This window comes from Streptomyces sp. NPDC043870 (assembly GCF_056435785.1).
Map to the genome: position 1 here is coordinate 70432 of NZ_JBWKDT010000018.1, position 19014 is coordinate 89445.

General features: G+C 71.2%; 18 protein-coding genes. 5 read left to right on the forward strand and 13 right to left on the reverse strand.

Annotated features, from left to right (window positions below; all coding sequences use genetic code 11):
• Positions 1 to 112: 112 nt before the first annotated feature.
• The 4 genes from AC0699_RS22350 to efeO are packed head-to-tail and all read right to left on the reverse strand — an operon-like array spanning position 113 to position 4466.
• The gene (locus tag AC0699_RS22350; RefSeq protein WP_478663081.1) at positions 113 to 1093 is read right to left on the reverse strand and encodes an SCO2278 family lipoprotein; all 981 of its coding nucleotides are present in this window, start codon (positions 1091 to 1093) and stop codon (positions 113 to 115) included.
• Complete coding sequence (efeU, locus tag AC0699_RS22355; protein WP_478662926.1) at positions 981 to 1946, reverse strand: iron uptake transporter permease EfeU; 966 nt, start codon at positions 1944 to 1946, stop codon at positions 981 to 983. Before efeU ends, AC0699_RS22350 begins: the two co-directional genes overlap by 113 nt.
• Positions 1947 to 1962: 16 nt before the next feature.
• On the reverse strand, positions 1963 to 3306 hold the full coding sequence (gene efeB / locus AC0699_RS22360; protein ID WP_478662930.1) for an iron uptake transporter deferrochelatase/peroxidase subunit: 1344 nt from the start codon (positions 3304 to 3306) through the stop codon (positions 1963 to 1965).
• 11 nt (positions 3307 to 3317) lie between these two features.
• Positions 3318 to 4466 carry an iron uptake system protein EfeO gene (gene efeO / locus AC0699_RS22365; RefSeq protein ID WP_478662933.1) on the reverse strand — a complete coding sequence of 383 codons (1149 nt, stop codon included), beginning with the start codon at positions 4464 to 4466 and terminating at the stop codon, positions 3318 to 3320.
• A gap of 265 nt (positions 4467 to 4731) precedes the next feature.
• On the opposite strand from efeO, the gene AC0699_RS22370 reads away from it, so the two are divergent.
• Positions 4732 to 5394: a PhzF family phenazine biosynthesis protein gene (locus AC0699_RS22370; protein WP_478662936.1), complete on the forward strand. Its 663-nt coding sequence runs from the start codon at positions 4732 to 4734 to the stop codon at positions 5392 to 5394.
• Positions 5395 to 5423: 29 nt separating this feature from the next.
• Here AC0699_RS22370 and AC0699_RS22375 read toward each other — a convergent pair whose 3' ends face one another.
• Both AC0699_RS22375 and map read right to left on the reverse strand, forming a co-directional pair.
• A complete protein-coding gene (locus tag AC0699_RS22375; RefSeq protein ID WP_478663083.1) occupies positions 5424 to 6074 on the reverse strand; it encodes a biliverdin-producing heme oxygenase in 651 nt (216 codons plus the stop codon).
• Positions 6075 to 6198: 124 nt separating this feature from the next.
• Positions 6199 to 7056 carry a type I methionyl aminopeptidase gene (gene map, locus AC0699_RS22380; protein ID WP_478662939.1) on the reverse strand — a complete coding sequence of 286 codons (858 nt, stop codon included), beginning with the start codon at positions 7054 to 7056 and terminating at the stop codon, positions 6199 to 6201.
• Positions 7057 to 7114: 58 nt separating this feature from the next.
• Between map and AC0699_RS22385 the strand changes: the two genes are divergently transcribed.
• Positions 7115 to 7348: a hypothetical protein gene (locus AC0699_RS22385; RefSeq protein WP_478662941.1), complete on the forward strand. Its 234-nt coding sequence runs from the start codon at positions 7115 to 7117 to the stop codon at positions 7346 to 7348.
• A gap of 108 nt (positions 7349 to 7456) precedes the next feature.
• On the opposite strand, the gene AC0699_RS22390 is transcribed toward AC0699_RS22385, so the two are convergent.
• Together AC0699_RS22390 and AC0699_RS22395 are read right to left on the reverse strand one after the other, a co-directional pair.
• Positions 7457 to 8752 carry an MFS transporter gene (locus AC0699_RS22390; protein WP_478662943.1) on the reverse strand — a complete coding sequence of 432 codons (1296 nt, stop codon included), beginning with the start codon at positions 8750 to 8752 and terminating at the stop codon, positions 7457 to 7459.
• Positions 8753 to 8952: 200 nt separating this feature from the next.
• Positions 8953 to 9558, reverse strand: a complete 606-nt coding sequence (locus AC0699_RS22395) for a hypothetical protein (RefSeq protein ID WP_478662945.1) — start codon at positions 9556 to 9558, stop codon at positions 8953 to 8955.
• A 321-nt stretch (positions 9559 to 9879) separates the two neighbouring features.
• On the opposite strand from AC0699_RS22395, the gene npdG reads away from it, so the two are divergent.
• Positions 9880 to 10596, forward strand: coding sequence for an NADPH-dependent F420 reductase (gene npdG, locus AC0699_RS22400; RefSeq protein WP_478662947.1), 717 nt, complete (start codon positions 9880 to 9882; stop codon positions 10594 to 10596).
• Between the two features lie 162 nt (positions 10597 to 10758).
• A complete protein-coding gene (locus AC0699_RS22405; RefSeq protein ID WP_469770529.1) occupies positions 10759 to 10932 on the forward strand; it encodes a hypothetical protein in 174 nt (57 codons plus the stop codon).
• Here the strand turns inward: AC0699_RS22405 and AC0699_RS22410 are convergent, their stop codons facing one another.
• Positions 10933 to 11739, reverse strand: coding sequence for a site-2 protease family protein (locus AC0699_RS22410; protein WP_478662950.1), 807 nt, complete (start codon positions 11737 to 11739; stop codon positions 10933 to 10935). It abuts the gene before it with no gap.
• A 222-nt stretch (positions 11740 to 11961) separates the two neighbouring features.
• Between AC0699_RS22410 and AC0699_RS22415 the strand changes: the two genes are divergently transcribed.
• Positions 11962 to 15414 carry an AfsR/SARP family transcriptional regulator gene (locus AC0699_RS22415; RefSeq protein WP_478662954.1) on the forward strand — a complete coding sequence of 1151 codons (3453 nt, stop codon included), beginning with the start codon at positions 11962 to 11964 and terminating at the stop codon, positions 15412 to 15414.
• A gap of 92 nt (positions 15415 to 15506) precedes the next feature.
• Here AC0699_RS22415 and AC0699_RS22420 read toward each other — a convergent pair whose 3' ends face one another.
• The 4 genes from AC0699_RS22420 to panB all read right to left on the reverse strand — a co-directional run bounded on the left by AC0699_RS22420 (position 15507) and on the right by panB (position 18941).
• The gene (locus AC0699_RS22420; RefSeq protein WP_478662956.1) at positions 15507 to 16337 is read right to left on the reverse strand and encodes an ABC transporter permease; all 831 of its coding nucleotides are present in this window, start codon (positions 16335 to 16337) and stop codon (positions 15507 to 15509) included.
• Positions 16334 to 17329 carry an ATP-binding cassette domain-containing protein gene (locus AC0699_RS22425; RefSeq protein WP_478662959.1) on the reverse strand — a complete coding sequence of 332 codons (996 nt, stop codon included), beginning with the start codon at positions 17327 to 17329 and terminating at the stop codon, positions 16334 to 16336. The genes AC0699_RS22420 and AC0699_RS22425 overlap by 4 nt, the downstream gene beginning before the upstream one ends.
• A 198-nt stretch (positions 17330 to 17527) precedes the next feature.
• Complete coding sequence (locus tag AC0699_RS22430; RefSeq protein ID WP_478662961.1) at positions 17528 to 17893, reverse strand: cupin domain-containing protein; 366 nt, start codon at positions 17891 to 17893, stop codon at positions 17528 to 17530.
• Between the two features lie 181 nt (positions 17894 to 18074).
• Positions 18075 to 18941: a 3-methyl-2-oxobutanoate hydroxymethyltransferase gene (gene panB / locus AC0699_RS22435; RefSeq protein ID WP_478662964.1), complete on the reverse strand. Its 867-nt coding sequence runs from the start codon at positions 18939 to 18941 to the stop codon at positions 18075 to 18077.
• Between the last annotated feature and the right edge of the window lie 73 nt (positions 18942 to 19014).

The following is a 19014-nucleotide window of genomic DNA, read 5'->3' on the forward strand; positions in this document are numbered from 1 at the left end:
GAACGTACATAGAAAGAAAAGCAAAGAGAGAAGAAACAAAGCAAAGAAACCCCCCCCCCCCCCCCCCCCCCCCCCCCCCCCCCCCCCCCCCCCCCCCCCCCCGGCGCACGACCTACGAACCCTTCGCCGCCGTCACACCCTGCAGCCGGCTCAGGATCGTCACCGCCGGTCCGTTGCCGCCGCTCGGTGCGAGCCGGACGACCTGGCTCGACACCCACTCCTTCGTGAGCGTGCTCTTCAACTCGCCCGTCATGAGCGCCTTCACGTCCGCGCCGGCCTTCGGCCGGTAGCCCTTCGCCGCCGTCTGCTGGTCGAAGTAGCGGGTGGCGAAGAACACCAGCGCCCCGCCGTCCTCCGTGACCAGCCCCAGCGGCGCGAAGTCCCCGGTGTCCAGCGGCTGGTCGACGTACTGCGTCGAAAGACCCGGCCGCCGCTTGCTCCGGTCCCGCTCCTCGCGCCAGCCCGTGGTGTGCGCGCCCTGCGCGAAGTGCTCGGGCTTGCCGCTCGCCAGGTACGAGGCGTACTCCTCGCTCAGATCCCGCGGAGCGACCGCCGTCTGCGCGGAGTCCGGCGCCACCGGCTCCGCCCAGCCGTCCTTGTCCGTACGGAACTTCGGCACGTCGTCCGGGGCGAGGATCGCCAGATACGCGGCCTCCCACAGCTGGCTGTTGCCGTTCTTGACGAACACCACCACCCAGCGGGTGTCCTCCTGGCCGCTGTCGGTGTCCCGGTTGCTGTCGGTGTCCGCGAGGAACCACCGCGGCCAGCCCGCCTTCTTGGGGACGTAGAACTTCGCGTCCGTCAGCTCCAGCGGACGGTGCTCCGGATTGCCGCCCGGCGTCGTGACACTGCGCGCCTTCAGACCCGCCTGGTTGATCGCGCCGAGCGCGCCCGTGACCCGGCCCGCGTCGAGGGCCGGGTCATAGGCCTTGTCCGCCTTGTTGTAGGCGTCGGTGAAGTCCTTCAGGGCCTGCGCGGCCTCAGCTTTCGTCGCCGACGGTACGACTTCCCGCTCGCCGTGCACCGTCACGCACCCGCTCGCCGTCAGCGACAGTACCGTCGCCGCCGCCAGCCCCGTCGCCGCCCGACCCAGCCTGCTCATCGGTTGCATTCTGCTCCTCGACCCCCACTGACCGTCCGAACCCTACCGGGGCCAGGAACAGGGCGAGCGTCGGGATCAGATACAGCGCCCACACCGTGACCTGGAGGACCGTCGGGTCGGGCTGGAAGTTGAAGACACCCTTCAGCAGCGTGCCGTACCAACTGTCCGGCGGGACCGTGGCGCTGACGTCGAACGCCTTGTCCGCCAGGCCGCCCAGGAAACGGGCCTCCTGCAGATCGTGCACGCCGTACGCGAGCACGCCCGCGGCAACGATCACCAGCATTCCGCCGGTCCAGGTGAAGAACTTCGCCAGGTTGATGCGCAGGGCGCCCCGGTAGAACAGCCAGCCGAGCACGACGGCGGTCGCGATCCCGAGCAGCACACCGGTCAGCGGGGCCGACGAGCCGCTCGCATCGGTGGCCGCCCGTACCGACGCCCAGACGAACAGCGCCGTCTCCAGCCCCTCGCGGCCCACCGCCAGGAACGCGGTGGCGACGAGCGCCCCCGTGCCCATCTGGAGCGCCGCGTCCAGCTTGGCGCCCAGCTCCGCCCTCAGATGCCGCGCGGTGCGCCGCATCCAGAAGACCATCCAGGTGACCAGCCCCACCGCGATGATCGACAACGTGCCGCCCAGCGCCTCCTGCGCCTCGAACGTCAGCTCCTGCGAGCCGAATTCGAGCGTCGCGCCGAACGCGAGCGCCAGCGCGCAGGCCGCCCCGATACCGAGCCAGATCGGTTTCAGGGCGTCCCTGCGGTCTGTTTTCACCAGATACGCGATGAGGATGCAGACGACCAGACTGGCCTCGAGACCCTCGCGGAGGCCGATCAGATAGTTGCCGAACACGGCGGGTCCCTTCTGACTACGAGAACAGCGCCCGGCCCCACCAGTCGTCCTTGCCGCGGACGCCCGGCGGTACGGCGAACAGAGCCGAACCCACGTGCTGGATGTACTCGTTGAGGTCGTCCCCGGCGAGATTGCGCTGCACCGGGATGAACCCCTTGGCGACGTCCCGCTGGTAGGCGAGAAAGAACAGGCCGGCGTCGAGGCGGCCGAGTCCGTCCGTCCCGTCCGTGAACGAGTAGCCGCGGCGCAGCAGCTTCGCACCGCCGTTGGAGTCCGGGTGTGCCAGCCGCACATGGGCGTTCGGCAGCATGGCGGGCAGGAACGGCTCGTCGCGCTCCTTCGCCTTGCCGACGGGGGCACCCTCGCCCTTGTCGCGGCCGAAGATGTCCTCCTGCTCCTGCAGCGGCGTACGGTCCCAGGCCTCGATGTTCATCCGGATCCGGCGTGCCACCAGGTAGGAGCCGCCGGCCATCCAGGAGGGGCCGTCCTTCTCGGACACCCAGACGTGCTTGTCGAGGGCGGCGGCGTCGGTGCCCGAGATGTTCCGGGTGCCGTCCTTGAAGCCCATCATGTTGCGCGGCGTCTGCTCCTCGGGCGTGGTCGAGGAGGTCTTGCCGAAGCCGAGCTGCGACCAGCGCACCGCGATCTTGCCGAAACCGATCCGGGCGAGGTTGCGGATGGCGTGCACGGCGACCTGCGGGTCGTCGGCGCAGGCCTGCACGCACAGATCGCCACCGCTGCGGGCCGGGTCCAGGTTGTCGCCGGCGAACTTGGGCAGGTCGACGAGTGCGGCCGGCCGGCGGTCCTTCAGACCGAAGCGGTCGTCGAACAGCGAGGGGCCGAAGCCGATGGTGAGCGTCAGCCGGGACGGCTTGAGGCCGAGGGCCTCGCCCGTGTCGTCCGGCGGGGCCTCGGCGAGACCGCCGTACGCGCCCTCGCCGACCGCCTGTCCGGCCGTCATCCGCTCGGCGGCCCGCGTCCAGTCCTTCAGCAACTGGACCAGTTCCGCACGGTCCTTGGTCTTCACGTCGAAGGCCGCGAAGTGCAGCCGGTCCTGCACGGCGGTCGCGATACCCGCCTGGTGCGCGCCGTGGAACGGCACCGCGGCGCCGCTGAGCGCGGCGGGGACGGTCTCGTCACCGGAGCGGGTCGCGGCCACCGCACCGCCGGCCGCGGCGGCGCCGAGCGCGAGCCCCGCGCCTCCCCAGCCGAGCACCGCACGCCGCGAAGGCGAAGCGGTCCCGGACGACGACGTGCTTGTGGTGCCCTCGGTCCGGGCCGTGCCTGTGGTGTCCTCGGCCCCGGACGACGTGACTGCGGCGTCCTCGGTCCGGGCCGTGCTCGTGGTGTCCTCGGTCATCGTGCCGCCTCCTACTTCACCACTGCCGCGGCGAGCTTCGACAGCGGCTCGGCCAGCGCGTTCACACCGTCCGACAGCTCCTTGCGCTGCGGCTCGGTGACCTTGTCGTACGACGTGAAGACGTACGAGCTCTTGTCCGTGCGGTACTTGTCGAGCAGCGTGTTCATCGCCGCGAACTGCTTGTCCAGCTCGGCGACCAGCTTCGGGTCGTTCTTGGCGGCGACCGGCTTCAGCAGCTCGAACGACTTCTGCGCACCCTCGACGTTCGCCTTGAAGTCGACCAGGTCGGTGTGGGAGTAGCGCTCCTCCTCACCGGTCACCTTGCCGGTCGCGACCTCGTCGAGGAGCTCCTTGGCGCCGTTGGCCATCGAGGTCGGCGTGATCTCGGCGGTGCCGACGCGCTTCGCCCAGTCCGCGAGGTCCTTGTCGAGGGTGTCGGCGAACGCCTTCTCCTCGGCGCCCAGCTTCTTGTCCTGCCACAGCGCCTTCTCCAGGCGGTGCCAGCCGGTCCACTGCTCGCCCTTCTTGAGGTCGGCCACGCCGTCCTCGCGGAGGTCGACCTTCGGGTCGATGTCGCCGAAGGACTCGGCGACCGGCTCCGTGCGCTCCCAGCCGATACGGGAGTCGGCGTAGGCCTTCTTGGCGGCCTCGATGTCGCCGGCGCGCACGGCGTCGGTGAACACCTTCACCTTGGGCAGCGTCTCGTCGGCCTGCTGCTGCACGTACGTGCGGAACTCGGCGACCGCCTTGTCCATCTCGGGCGACCGCTTCGCGGCCTTGCCGCCGGTCACCTTCACCTGCTGGCGGATGCCCTCGCCCTTCATGCCGGGCTTGCAGGCGATCTCGTAGTCACCGGACTTCACCTCGGCGGTGAGCTTCGCCTTGGTGCCGGGGCCGATGTTCTCGCGCTCGGCGACGATGCGGTCGTCCGGGAAGAGGATGTAGACCTCGGTGACCTTGCTGCCCTTGTTCTCGATGTCCAGCTGGACGTGCCCGGCCGGGAACTCCTTCTTGGACACCTCGCAGGAGTCGTCCTTCGCGGTGACGGTGACGGCACCGTCACCGCCCTTGGCGTCACTCTTCTCGGCGCAGCCCGTGATGGCGGTCAGGGCGACCGCTGTCGCGGCGGCGGTGACGACGGAGAGGCGGACGGGTCGCATACAGGCTCCACAAAGGACGGGACGGGGTGGGACGGCGGTGAGGCGGACCTAACTTAACCGAGGCTTACCTGAGCGATACCCCTTCGTCCAGTGATTCAGCTCTCACAACCGAGCTGCGGAAACGCCCCGATCACGGGACGGTCAAGTCCCGGTCAAATGTCGCGGTTCGGGACGACGAAGGGAGTCCCGGTCCGCGGATGAGGCAGCACCTCGACCCGCTGCCGGCCGTCGTATCGCTGTCGTACGGGGATGTTTGAATGCCCGCGTGACTCACGAACGACCCCGCGGCATCGACGTCCTCCATGTCTTCTGCGCCGCCGACGGCCGCCACGGCAACCCCCTCGGAGTCGTACGCGACGGACGTCCGTACCCCGACGAGAAGTCCCGGCAGGCGCTCGCCGCCGAACTGGGCTTCAGCGAGACCGTGTTCGTCGACGATCCCGAGCGCGGCGCCGTCGACATCTACACGCCGGGGCTGCGGCTGCCGTTCGCCGGTCATCCCCTGGTCGGGGTGGCCTGGCTGCTCGACCTGGAGCTGGTGAACCCGCCGGCCGGCGAGGTATGGGTGCGGTCCGACGGCGAGTTCACCTGGATCACGGCCCGCGCCGAGTGGGCCCCGCCGCGGACCCTGCGGCAGTACGGATCGGCCGCCGAGGTCGAGGCGCTGGAGGTGCCGCCTCCGGGGGAGTGGGTGTACGGGTGGGGCTGGGAGGACGAGGCCGCGGGCCGGGTCCGTGCCCGGGCTTTCCCTGGGCGGGGCGACGGCATCGACGAGGACGAGGCGACCGGCGCCGCGGCGCTGCTGCTCACCGCGCAGTTGGGCCGGGCCCTGAACATCACGCAGGGCCGGGGTTCGCAGATTCTCACCGCCCCCGGCCCCGACGGCACGATCGAGCTCGGCGGCCGTGTACGCCTCGCCTCCCACTGAACGGCTGGGCCCTGTCGCCCGGACAGGGCCTATGCGCTCAACGGGAATTCCTGGCCCAGCTCCCTGAACACCGCGCCGTTGAAGTCGAAGGCGCGCTTGCACTCGTCGATGATGCGCTGCTTCTCCAGGTCGTCGGCCTTCACCTGGTCCAGCAGCTCCCGGTAACCCCGCTTGAACGCGGCCGGGTTGGGGATCTGCTCGAAGACATAGAAACGGACGCCGTCGCCCTTGCGGTGGAAGCCCCAGGTCCGCTCGGCCTTGTCCCGGATGATCTGGCCGCCGGAGAGGTCTCCGAGGTAGCGGGTGTAGTGGTGGGCGACGTACCCCGCGGGCCAGGTACGGGCGCACTCCTCGACCCGCGCGGCGTACGCGGCCGTCGCGGGCAGCGGCCGCAGGCCCTCCTGCCAGTCCGCGCCACGCAGATGCGCCAGATCGCGCTCCAGTTCGGCCGTACGGAACAGCTCCGGCTGTATGAACGGGCCGGCGACGGGGTCGTCCTCGAGCGTCTCGGCAGCGCCTTCTAGTGCCCGGTACACGAACCACAGCTGCTCGGTGTAGCGGGTGTACGCGCCGACCGCGAGCCGGCCGCCGAGCAGATCGCTCATGAAGGTGGAGGTTTCCGCTTCGGTGTGCTGTTCGTGCGACGCGACACGGATCAGGGTCGAGAACGGCGTGTCCAGCGTGTCCAAGGCGGGCCTCCGGGGACCGATGAGGGACGGGAACCGGTGAGATCCTGCTACTTAGGCTTACCTAAGTCAACCAGTTCCCGACGGCCTGTCGGTAAAACGCTACCCCTGTTCCGCGTCAGGGCAACGTCAGGATTTCGGCCCCGCTGTCCGTCACCACCAGGGTGTGCTCGAACTGGGCCGTCCGCTTGCGGTCCCTCGTCACGACGGTCCAGCCGTCTTTCCACATGTCGTACTCATGCGTGCCGAGCGTCAGCATCGGCTCGATCGTGAAGGTCATTCCCGGCTGGATGACGGTGGTCGCGTGCGGGCTGTCGTAGTGCGGGATGATCAGCCCGGAGTGGAACGACGAATTGATGCCGTGCCCGGTGAAGTCGCGCACGACGCCGTAGCCGAAGCGCTTCGCGTACGACTCGATGACCCGGCCGATGATGTTGATCTGGCGGCCGGGCTTGACCGCCTTGATGGCCCGGTTGAGCGACTCCCTCGTCCGCTCCACCAGGAGCCTCGACTCCTCGTCCACGTCGCCGCAGAGGTAGGTGGCGTTGTTGTCGCCGTGCACACCGTTGATGTACGCGGTGACGTCCAGGTTCACGATGTCGCCGTCGCGCAGCACCGTCGAGTCGGGGATCCCGTGACAGATCACCTCGTTGATGGAGGAGCACAGCGACTTAGGGAAGCCGCGGTAGCCGAGCGTCGACGGGTACGCCCCGTGGTCGCACATGAACTCGTGCGCGACACGGTCCAGTTCGTCCGTGGTCACACCGGGCGCGATGAGCTTCGCGGCCTCGGCCATCGCCTGCGCGGCGATGCGGCCCGCGATACGCATGCTCTCGATCGTTTCGGCGTTCTGGATCTCCGGCCCGGTGTACGGCGTCGGCGCGGGCTTCCCGACATACTCGGGGCGCCGGATGTTTCCGGGAACGGAGCGGGTGGGAGAGAGCTCCCCTGGTACGAGCAGCGACTGGCCAGACATGCCAGCGAGTCTAACCAGGGCCGGTGGGGCAGCATGGCGTCAGAGGAAGGAGCCGACGATGGCCCTGTTCAAGAAGCGCACGGTGGGCAAGCCGGGCGAGTGGTACTACTGCCTGGAGCACAAGAAGGTCGAGGAGGGCCCCGAGTGCCCGGCCAAGGACCGCTTCGGCCCGTACACCACCCGCGGGGAGGCCGAGCACGCGATGGAGACCGCGCGTGAGCGGAACCTGGAGTGGGAGAACGACCCCAAGTGGCACGACGCTCCCCGCGGCGGGGGCGACGCGTCCGACTGAGACGACGCGTCCGACTGAGACGACGCGTCCGACTGAGACGACGCTTCCGACTGAGACGACGCGTCCGGCGGAGACGACGAGTCCGATCGAGACCACGCGTCCGACTGATCAGAGTGCCGCTTCCGCCTGCGCCGCCGCCTCCTCCTTCTGCGCGCGGCGGCGCAGGGCGTCCTCGTCCGTCTCCGCGTCGTAGGTGAGCAGCTTCGGGAGGACCGCGGCGAGCAGCCCGACCGAAGCGACGCACGCCAGGCCGCCGGTCCAGAAGGCCGCGCGCGTGCCGGTCCAGCCGGCCATGGCGCCCGCGCGGACCTGGCCGAGCTGGGGGCCGACGCTGTATGAGAGCATCTCGATGCCCGCGAGGCGGCCGCGCAGGGATTCCGGGACGGTCTGGTTCCAGATCGTGGAGCGGCCGAGACCGCTCAGCATGTCGCCCGCCCCCGCGAACGCGAGGCACAGCAGCACCAGCCAGACGTTCGTGAACCAGCCCGCCGCCGCGATCGCCAGCCCCCACACGGCCGCGCCGAAGACGACGAACAGCCCGTGCCGCCGCACCCGTGACGTCCAGCCGCTGGTCAGGCTCAGCACGACCGAGCCCACCGACCCCGCCGCGTACATCAGGCCCAGCGACCACTCGGCGTCCAGTTCGTCCGCGAGGAACGGGAAGATCGCGTTGGGGAACGCGAAGAACATCGCGGCCAGGTCGATCGCGTACGTACCGAGCAGCACGGGACGGCTCCACGCGTACCGCGCGCCCTCCGTGATGCCGCGCAGCGACGGCTTGTCCGCGTCGTGCGCGGGCGGGGCAGCGGCGAGCCGAGTGCAGAGCAGTACGGAGACGACGAGGCCTGCGAGCGTCGTGGCGTACGCCGAGGCGTGGCCCGCGTACGCCACGACCAGGCCGGCCAGCGCGGGTCCCGCGATCGCGCCGAGCTGCCAGCGCAGGGCGTTGAGCGCGGACGCGGCGGTCTGCTGGTCGTGCGGGACGATGCGGGCCAGCAGCGAGTCCAGCGCGGGCCGCTGGAGCCCGGCGAGCGCCGAGACACCGGCCGCGACGAGATACAGCGGCCAGAGCATCGGCGTCGGCAGCAGCGCGTTGACCAGCAGAATCGTCGCCATCGCGGCCATCCCGGCCTCGGTGAGCAGCAAGACCTTGCGCCGGTCGACGGCATCGGCGAGCGCGCCGCCGTACAGCCCGAAGACGACCAGTGGTACGAGCTCGACGGCACCCATCGTGCCCACGGCGAGCGGTGACCCGGTCAGCTCCTTGATCTGCAGGGGCAGCGCCACCAACGCCATGAAGGTGCCGAAGTAGGTCACCAGCCCCTGGGCCCACAGCAGCCGGAAGTCCCGCGATGACCGCCATGGGGCCAGATCGGGGAGAAGCGCGCCGATTCGTGAGGCCATGACTGGTCATGCTCCGCGCGCTGCGTGAACGGCGGCAACCGGTTTTCCGGCTCGGCCGCGGCACGTGCGGGGCTCCGAACGAGCCCGTCGGGGGGCGCCCCGGCGAAGCTCCGGGGGGATCGAGGACACGGCCGAAGGCCGTACGGGGTCTGGGGCGATGCCCATGGGAGAGGGCCCGTCGCAGGCTTCCCCCGGACCCGCTACCAGCGCGGCGGCGGCGGAGCCGTCAGCTGGTCCGCGAGCCGGGAGAGGCGGTCGCGCAGACGGAGGCGGCCGCGCGGCGACGGCGGCAGTACGTTCTCACCGGCCGCCGCACTGACCAGGTGCTGAACCGTGTCGAGGTCCACCTCCGCCGCGCCCCCGACGGTGAGCGCCTCGTGCGCGAGGCCGTGCACCTCCGGGTCCCCGGCGTCCAGCGCCAGCACCGTCGCCCCGGCGCGACGGGCGTCGTGGACCCGTTCCAGCAGGCCCCCGTCCGGCCGCTGCGGCGCCACCACCAGCAGCGTCTCGCCACGCCCGGCCGCTTCGACACGGCCGAGCCCGACGGCCAGGTGCGCCGGGTCCCCGGCCCGTACCCGGTGCCGGACGAGCGTGGGAGCCAGCTCCGGCTGCCCCGACCAGGCGGCCTCGTCCACCAGATGCGCGGCGAGATGCCACGGCTCGTACTCGGCGGTCCCCACCAGCAGCAGCCCGCCGCCCTGCGGGACGACGGACGAGCGCAGCGCTCCGGCGAACCGTCGGGCCGCGGCGGGCCATTCGGTCCCGGCGAGGACTTCTCGCAGCAGTGCGACGCGTACGGCATCCATGGCCCCGCATCCTGCCCGAACGGCGGCGCGAAGGCAGGCGGTTGGCGACAGCTCACCCCTATGAGGCGCCGCCGTCCCGGGGCATGATGCCGCCATGAGCTGCCTCAGGGCCCGCGGCCGGCTGCTGTTCGCGGCCTGTGCCGGGGCGCTCGTACAGGGGGCCCTCGATCTGGCACGGGTCGGTCGGTCCGACTGGTACGCGCTGCGACTGCCGGCATGGGCCGGTGCTGATGCTCGTCGCGCTCGGCTGGATCGCGTGGGTCGATCGCGTCGAGCGGCGGCCTGTCCGGGCCCACCCGACCAGCCAGTAATGTCGGGTCCATGACCTCACAAGACAACGCTGCCGCTCCGAAGCCCGCCGCTCCCGCCAAGGACCCCTGGGACCTCCCCGATGTCTCCGGTCTGGTCGTCGGTGTCCTCGGCGGCACCGGTGACCAGGGCCGTGGCCTCGCCTACCGGCTCGCCCGCGCCGGGCAGAAGGTGATCATCGGATCCCGGGCCGCCGAACGCGCCGGGACCGCCGCCGCCGAGCTCGGCCTCGGTATCGAGGGCGCCGAGAACGCCGAGTGCGCGCGGCGCAGCGATGTCGTCATCGTGGCCGTGCCGTGGGAGGGCCACGGCAAGACCCTGGAGGCGCTGCGCGACGAGCTCGCCGGGAAGCTCGTGGTCGACTGCGTCAACCCGCTCGGCTTCGACAAGAAGGGCGCGTACGCGCTGAAGCCGGAGGAGGGCAGCGCCGCCGAGCAGGCCGCCGCCCTGCTGCCCGAGTCGCGGGTCACGGCCGCTTTCCACCATCTGTCGGCGGTGCTGCTGCAGGACGAGTCGGTCGAGGAGATCGACACCGATGTGATGGTGCTGGGCGAGGCGCGTGCGGACACGGACATCGTGCAGGCGCTGGCGGGCCGTATCCCGGGCATGAGGGGTGTTTTCGCGGGCCGCCTGAGGAACGCGCACCAGGTGGAGTCGCTGGTCGCCAACCTGATCTCGGTGAACCGCCGCTACAAGGCGCACGCCGGCCTGCGCGTCACCGACGTCTAGGGCCGGACGGGCAGGACCGACCGGACGGTCAGGAACGACCGGGCAGGCCTCGCCGAGGTCCGGCCGGCGTACGGGAACGTACCGGCCGGCCGTCGCACGGGAGCGTACGGGCATGGGGGACACTGGTCCGGAACACCACTGACCGGACAGGAGCCGACCCCCATGCCCCGCCTCGCCCTCTACGCCATCGTCATCTGCCTCCTCGCCGTCGCCGCGGCGGTCGTGTCCTTCGTCGAGGGCAGCTGGCTGGGGATCATCTGGGTGCTGCTGGCCGGGGTGTCGTCCAACATGGCCGTGTACTACATCCGCCGGGCGAAGATCGCCAAGCAGGCGTGATCACTGACTGAGGGCCGCCTCGCAGAGCGGGTTCTGCCCGGTCCAGAAGCGGTACAGGTTGTACCCGCAGTACGTCTCGGGCTCGGACACCCCGAGCCCTCGCAGGACCGCGTCGATCGCGTCGAAGAACGCGTGGTTGACCTCGGGAATGAAGAGAACGCCGAAGACGGCGAGCAGGCCGAACGGTGCGAACGGCTCCACCTGGCGGCGGACCTTGTACGACAGCCACGGCTCGATCACCCCGTAGCCGTCCAGACCCGGGACCGGCAGGAAGTTCAGGATCGCGGCCGTCACCTGGAGCAGCGCCAGGAACGCCAGGGCGAAGCGGAACGCCATCGGAACGCCGTCCAGCGCGTCCAGCCAGAACGGGGCGGTGCACACGACCGCGAACAGGACGTTCGTCAGCGGGCCCGCGGCGGAGATCAGGCTGTGCTTCCAGCGGCCGTGGATGCGGTGCCGCTCGATGAAGACCGCGCCGCCCGGCAGGCCGATGCCACCCATGATCACGAAGATCACGGGGAGCACGATGCTCAGCAGCGCATGGGTGTACTTGAGCGGATTGAGCGTCAGATAGCCCTTGGCGCCGATGGTGAGGTCGCCGCCGTGCAGCGCGGTGCGGGCGTGCGCGTACTCGTGCAGACAGAGCGAGACGATCCACGCGGCCGTGACGAACAGGAACACCGCGAAGCCCGCATTGGGCGCGAAGCCGGTCCAGACCGCCCAGCCGGTGACTGCCATGATCGCTGTGATGCCGAGAAAGACGGGTGAGATCCTCCGGTCGGTGCTGCGGGTGGTGGCGGAGGTCATGGGCGGGGCTCCTGGGGTGCGGCGGGGCGAGCGGGGCGGGACGGGGTCTCCCCTGCCGGAGGCTGAGGGAGGGCGGCGCGAGTAGACCGTACCGGTGACGCGGGAGGAACGTCCTGCGAGGTGCGACGGGTTCCTGACGTTCCGGCGTCCCGCGCAGCCGGTCTTCCGACGCGCGGGCCATGCCGGTCCTGGCCGCTGGACAGCACCGGGGACAATGGGCGGGTGCGTTTCTCCGTACTCGGCACCACCCAGGCCTCCCACGACGACGGCACCCCCGCCGCGCTCGGCGGGGCGCGGCTGCGTGCGCTGGTGGCTGTGCTGGCCCTGCGCGGCGGGCGTACCGTCCCGGTCGCCGTCCTCGTGGACGAGGTGTGGGACGGCGAACCGCCGGCCGACGCGGTCGGGGCGGTCCAGGCCCTCGTGGGGCGGGCGCGGCGGGCCCTCGGGCACGGTGCGGTGGTCTCCGAGGACGGCGGGTACCGGCTGCACGTCGAGCCTGAGGACGTGGACCTTCACCGGTTCGAGCGGCTCGCGCGGGACGGAGCGCGGGCGCTCGCGGAGGGGGACCCGGGCAAGGCCGTGGAACTGCTCGACGAGGCGTTCGCGCTGTGGCGGGGCCCGGTGCTGGCCGATCTGCCGGACCGTACCGCCGAGGCGGCCCGCTGGGAGACCCGGCGCCTGGCCGCCCGCCGCACCCGCCTGGCGGCGGCTCTTGCCCTGGGCCGGGCGGAGGAGACGCTGGCCGAGCTCGCCGCGCTCTGCGGCGACCACCCGATCGACGAATCCCTCCACGCCCTCCGCATCCGCGCCCTGCGCGCCGCGGGCCGCACGGCGGAGGCCCTCGCGGCGTACGAATCGGTCCGCCGCGAGCTCTCCACACGTCTGGGCACCGACCCGGGGCCGGGACTGCGCGCGCTGCACGCGGAGCTGCTGAACCCGGACTTCGGATCCGTGCCCGGGTCCGTGCCCGTACCCGGGTCCGGACCCGAGGGCCCTACAGGTGGTCGTACGTCGGACGTTCGTACGGCGGGCGGTCGGGCGGCGGGCGGTCGTGCGGGCCGGGACGGAGCGGGGGCCACCGGACCGGAACCCCGCCGCTCCGCGCAGGGAAGCTCCCCGCAGGGAAACCTGCGGGCGCGGCTCACCAGCTTCGTCGGGCGGGAGTCGGACATCGACGCCATCTGCGAAGACCTCGGGCGGGCGCGGCTCGTCACGCTGCTGGGGCCCGGCGGGGCCGGGAAGACACGGCTGTCGCAGGAGGCGGCGGAACGGGCGGCCGGGGTGTACGCGGACGGTGTGTGGCTCGTCGAACTCGCGCCCGTCGGCGACCCGGACAATGTTCCCGAAGCCGTCCTCACCGCGCTCGGCGCGCGCGAGACGGTCCTGCGCGGCGCGGGTGCGGAGGGGCTGCGGGCGGCGTCCGACCGGCACGGCGACGACCCGTTCGTACGCCTCACGGAGCACTGCGCGCGCCGCCGGATGCTGCTTCTCCTCGACAACTGCGAGCACGTCGTGGCTGCCGCCGCGGACCTGTGCGAGCGGCTCCTGGAACGCTGCCCGGGGCTCACGGTCCTCACCACCAGCCGCGAACCCCTCGGTGTGCCGGGCGAGGCGGTGCGCCCCGTCGGCCCGCTGCCCGATCCGATGGCCCTGCGGCTCCTCGCCGACCGCGGCGCGGCCGCGAACCCCCTCTTCCGGATCGAGGACGACCGTGCGGCGGCCGAGGAGATCTGCCGCCGCCTCGACGGGCTGCCGCTCGCCGTCGAACTCGCCGCCGCGCGGCTGAGGATGCTCACTCCGCGCCAGATCGCCGACCGCCTCGACGACCGCTTCCGGCTGCTCACCAGCGGCAGCCGTACCGTCCTGCCGCGCCAGCAGACGCTGCGTGCGGTCGTCGACTGGTCCTGGGACCTCCTCGACGACGCCGAACGCACCGTACTGCGCCGCCTCTCCGTCTTCGCCCGCGGCTGCGACCTTCCGGCCGCGGAGTCGGTCTGTGCGACGGAGGCCGCCCGCGACGTCATCTCCGTACTCGGCGCGCTTGTCGACAAATCGCTGGTCGTGGCCGCGCCGTCGCCGGTCGGCGGCATGCGCTACCGGCTGCTGGAGACGGTCGGCGAGTACGCCGCCGAGCGGCTCGACGAGGCGGGCGACCGGGCGGACGCCGAGCGTGCCCATCTCACCCACTACCGCGAACTCGCCCGCCGCACCGATCCGTTGCTCCGAGGACCGGAGCAGATCGAGGCCGGCGCCCTGCTGGAGCTCGAGTACGAGAATCTGCGCACCGCGCTGCGCCGCGCCACCGCCGCCCGGGACGAGCAGGAGGTCCTCTGCCTGGTGCTCTCCCTGGCCTGGTACTGGCAGATGCGGGATCTGCGCAGCGACGCCCGGCACTGGGCGCTGGCCGCCGCCGCCCTCGGTCCCGATCCGTTCGAACCGCCCCTCGTCCCGGCCCCGCCGCTGCACGCCCCGGCCACCGACGCTCCGCCGCCGTTCGAGCCCGAGCAGCTCCTGGAGGCGCGACGCGGAGCGGGGCTGATCGCGATGGTCAGCATGGAGGCCGGGATCGACGACTGGATAACGCCCGAGCGGCTGGAGTGGCTGCGCAGGGTGGCCGAGGTCTACCGGCCGGGACTGCCGCAGACCTGCCGCTTCCCCGGCACGCTCTGGTTCTTCGCGATCATGCTGACCGGCGACGATGAGCAACTGCGCCACGTGCTCGACATGACCGTGAGCGGCTGCGAGGAGTCCGGTGACGAGTGGTCGCTCGCCGCCGCGCTCCAGATGCGCGCCAACGTCCTGGCCAACCGTAGCGAATGGGCGGGCGACGCCACCGCCGACGCCGACCGCAGCCTGGAGATCTTCGACCGGCTCGGTGATCTGTGGGGTGCTGCCGAAGCGCTGTCGGCGCGGGGCGAGTCCCTCGAGCGGCGAGGTGAATTCCGGCTCGCCGCCGAGGACTTCGCCGCCGCGGTGGACCGGGCCGAGCGGCTGGGGGCGCAGAGCCAGGTGCCGCTGCTGCGGTCCAGGCTGGCCGGCGTGCTGCCCGAGCTGGGCCGTGGCGAGGAGGGCGAGGCCATCCTCCGGGACGTCCTCGCCGCCGTGCGCGAGGGCGGCGCCGCCCGAGAAGTCGTGCCCGCGGCCCGGCTCTATCTCGCCCTGGAACTCGGCCGCACCGGGCGCACCGCGGAAGCGCGCGAACAACTGGAGCTCCTGGCCGAGGAGTTCCGTTCGTCCGTCCTCGCCTTCTTCGAGGGCTTCCGGCTGGGTTGCCTCGCCTGGCTGGACTGTCTCGACGCCCGGTACGACGACGCCGTGGGCCATACCGCCCAGGCGCTGGAGCGCGCGCTGACACCGCTCTCGCTGATGATCGCGCCGCATGTGCCCGCGCTCCACCTGGTGACCGCGGCCGAGGCGCTGGCCGGTCTGGGGCGTGAGTCGGCGGGCGACGCGGCCCGGCTGCTCGGCGCGTACGAGCATGTGCTGCCGGCCGGACATGTCGTGGTCGCGTCCCAGGAGCGCGAGGGCCGTGTCCGTGCCGAGCGGGTCACTCGCGCCGCTCTCACCGAGGCGGAGTTCGAGGCCCGGTACGCCGAGGGCGGCGACCTCACTCTGGAGGAGGCCGCCGCCCTGGTGCAGGCGTGGACCACGACGGCCGGCGAAGCACGGGTGTGACGGAGCCGGGACCTGACGGGGCCAGGGTCTGACACCCTGCCGCGTGCGACGCCACCGACGCCACAGCGCCTTGCTGACACGAGCCGCGTCGGTCAGGACTTCGTACGGAACTTGTGTATCGCGATCGGCGCCATCGTCGCGGTGATCACCACCGACCAGATCAGCGTCACCCACACGTCGTGGGCGACCGGGCCGCCGTTCATCAGTCCGCGGGCCGCGTCGGCGAGCGACGACAGAGGGTTGTAGTCGGTGAAGGTCTGCAGCCAGCCCGGCATGGAGCTCGGCGGGGCGAAGATCGAGGATCCGAACTGCAGTGGCATCAGCACGAGGAACCCCATTCCCTGGATCGCCTGGGCGTTCTTCATGGTCACGCCCATGGTGAGGAAGATCCACATGATCGAGGAGCCGAAGACCAGCGAGAGTCCGACGGCGGCGAACAGCCCGGGGACGTCCGCCACGGACAGGCCGAGCAGGAAACCGACCGTCAGCAGGATCGACGTGGCGACCAGCATCCGGCCGATCTCGACGACGATCTTCGCGATGAGGACGGAGGACCGGGCGATGGGCAGGGACCGGAAGCGGTCCATGACACCGGTCTGGAAGTCCTGGTTGAAGCCGGTGCCGACGCCCATCGCGATGTTCATGCCCATCATCGCCATGAGGCCGGGCACCACATAGTTGACGTATGCGTCCTGGTTGCCCTTGCCGGAGATCGCGCCGCCGAAGACGAACACGAAGAGCAGGGTGAAGACGATCGGCATCAGCACGGCGTCGAACATCGACTCCGGGTCCTGCCGGATCCACAGCAGATTGCGGCGGACCAGCGCGCCGATGTGCCGCAGATTGCCGCGCAGGCCGATACGGCCTTCGCCGGCGTGGGGGGTGATGCTGACGGTGGTGGTGCTGACGGTGGTGGCGCTCACGCCGCGACCTCCTGGGGGATCGTGTCGGTGACGGGCGCCGTCTTGTGGCCGGTGATGGCCAGGAACACCTCGTCCAGGCTGGGCAGATCGGTGCCGATGTCGGCGATGGCGAAGCCGCGGGCCCCCAGCAGGCCGACCACGGCGGTCAGTTGCTCGTCGCTGAGGATCGGGACGTAGAGCACGCCCTCGTCCGGCACGGCCTGCGCGCCGGCGATGCCGTCGAGCCCCGCCTCACGGACGGCCGAGGACATCGCGGGCAACTGCGCCGCGTCCGCCGGCCGGATCCGCAGGGTGCGGCCGCCGACCCTGGCCTTCAGCTCGTCGATCTTTCCCTCGGCGATGACCCGGCCGCGGTCGATGACCGTCAGCTCGTTCGCCAGCTGCTCGGCCTCTTCCATGTACTGGGTGGTGAGCAGGACGGTGACGCCTTCGGCGACCATCCGCTGGACCTCGTCCCAGACCTCGTTGCGGGTCCGGGGGTCGAGGCCCGTCGTCGGCTCGTCCAGATAGAGAACCGCGGGCTGCCCGATCATCGAGGCGGCCAGGTCCAGGCGGCGCCGCATGCCTCCCGAGTACGTGGAGGCCGGGCGCTTGGCGGCCTCCGTGAGCGAGAACCGCTCCAGCAGCTCGTCGGCGCGGCGTCGCGCGTCCTTGCGGGGAAGATCGAGCAGCCGCCCGATCATGTACAGGTTCTCCCAGCCGGACAGCTTCTCGTCCACCGAGGCGTACTGCCCGGTGAGGCCGATGGCGCGGCGCAGCTGGCGGGGCTGGCGCACCACGTCGAATCCGGCGACGGTGGCGCGTCCGGCGTCGGGCGTGATCAGTGTGGAAAGGCAGCGGACCAGGGTGGTCTTGCCGGCGCCGTTGGGTCCGAGGACACCGAGAACCGTGCCCTCACGGACATCGAGGTCCACCCCGTCCAGCGCCTTCGTCTCGCCGTAGTGCTTCACGAGGCCTCGTACCTCGACGGCGTTCTTGTCGATTCGCGTCATGCCGTACACGGTCGCAGCCGCCACCGACAAGCCGCCGACAAGCCACCGACAAGCTGTCGACAGACGGCCGACAGGCCGTGGACGACCGCACCGGCACGGCGTGACGCGGGGGTCTGCGCAGGGATGACGAGCGGACCGGGGGTCTACGAGAGGTCTACGAGAGGTCTACGAGAGGTCTACGAGAGGTCTACGAGAGGCCTACGCGGGCTTGGCGTAGTCCCCGAAACCCGCCCAGTCGACGAGGACGCAGGGCTCGTCCCCGATGACCCAGGCGTCGTGACCCGGCTGGATGCCGATGTAGTCGCCGGGCCCCGCCTCAGCGGACTCGCCGTCGTCCATCACGATCTTCATTCGCCCACTGATGATGTATCCCGCGTGCGTGGCCTGGCAGCTCTCGCCGCCGGCCAGGGGCTTGATGTGCTTGGACCACTGCCAGCCCGGCTCGAAGACACCCCGGCCGACGGGTCCGCGGTCCGTGAGGAGAACGTCGACCTTTCCCTTGCCGTCCTCGAAGGGCCGGGTTTCGTCGGCGGCGTCGAAGTTCTTGGAGAAGATTCCGGCCATGGCCATCCACCTCCTGGGCGGAGCGGCGGATCCCGAGTCCGTTTTCAGGCTACGCCCGGGTGCCCGAGACGTCCCCGGCACGCCGACAGCCCGCCGACGGGGGAGGATCGGCGGGCTGTCGTTGGTGCCGGTAGTGGCTTGGAGCGCGTGGTGCCTGGTGTTGCCGGTGGAACTGGTGTTGCTAGTGGAAGGTGTGCTCCCCGGCCGGGAACGCCCCGCCGACGACGTCGTCCGCGAAGGCCTTCGCCGCGTCGCCGAGCGTCTGCCGCAGATTCGCGTACTGCTTGGTGAAGCGCGGCACCTTCCCGCCCGTCATCCCGGCCATGTCGGTCCAGACGAGGACCTGGGCGTCCGTGTCGGGACCGGCGCCGATGCCGATGGTGGGGATGTGCAGTGAACGGGTGACCTCGGCGGCCAGCTCGGCCGGTACGAGTTCGAGGACGACGGCGAAGGCGCCCGCGTCCTGGGCCGCCTTGGCGTCGCGCAGCAGCCGGTGCGCGGCCTCGTCGCTGCGGCCCTGCACCCGGTAGCCCATCGTGTTGACGGACTGGGGGGTCAGGCCGAGGTGGGACATCACCGGGATGCCGGCCTGGACCAGCAGCTCGGTCTGGGGCAGCGAGCGCTCCCCGCCCTCCAGCTTTACGGCGCCGACGCCGGCGTCCTTGACCAGCCGGGTCGCCGAGCGCAGCGCCTGGACCGGGCCTTCCTGGTACGAGCCGAAGGGGAGGTCGCCGACGATGAGGGCGCGCTTCGTGCCCCGTACGACGGCGGCGGAGAGGAGGGTCATCTCGTCCATCGTGACGGGCACGGTGGTGTCGTAGCCGAGATGGCAGTTGCCCATCGAGTCGCCGACGAGCATGACCGGGATGCCGGCCTCGTCGAAGACGGACGCGGTCATGGCGTCGTAGGCGGTGAGCATGGGCCACTTCTCGCCCCGCTCCTTGGCGGCGGCGATGTCGTGGACGGTGATGCGGCGAGTGCCCTTGCCGCCGTACAGCGCCTTGCTGCTGCTGTCGGCGGGCTGCTTCGGGGCAGCCTGAAGCGTCATGGGGAACAGCTCCTTCGTCATCTCGAGGCGCCCTCACGGCGTCCCCGGACCGGATCCATGGTGGCATCCCGGC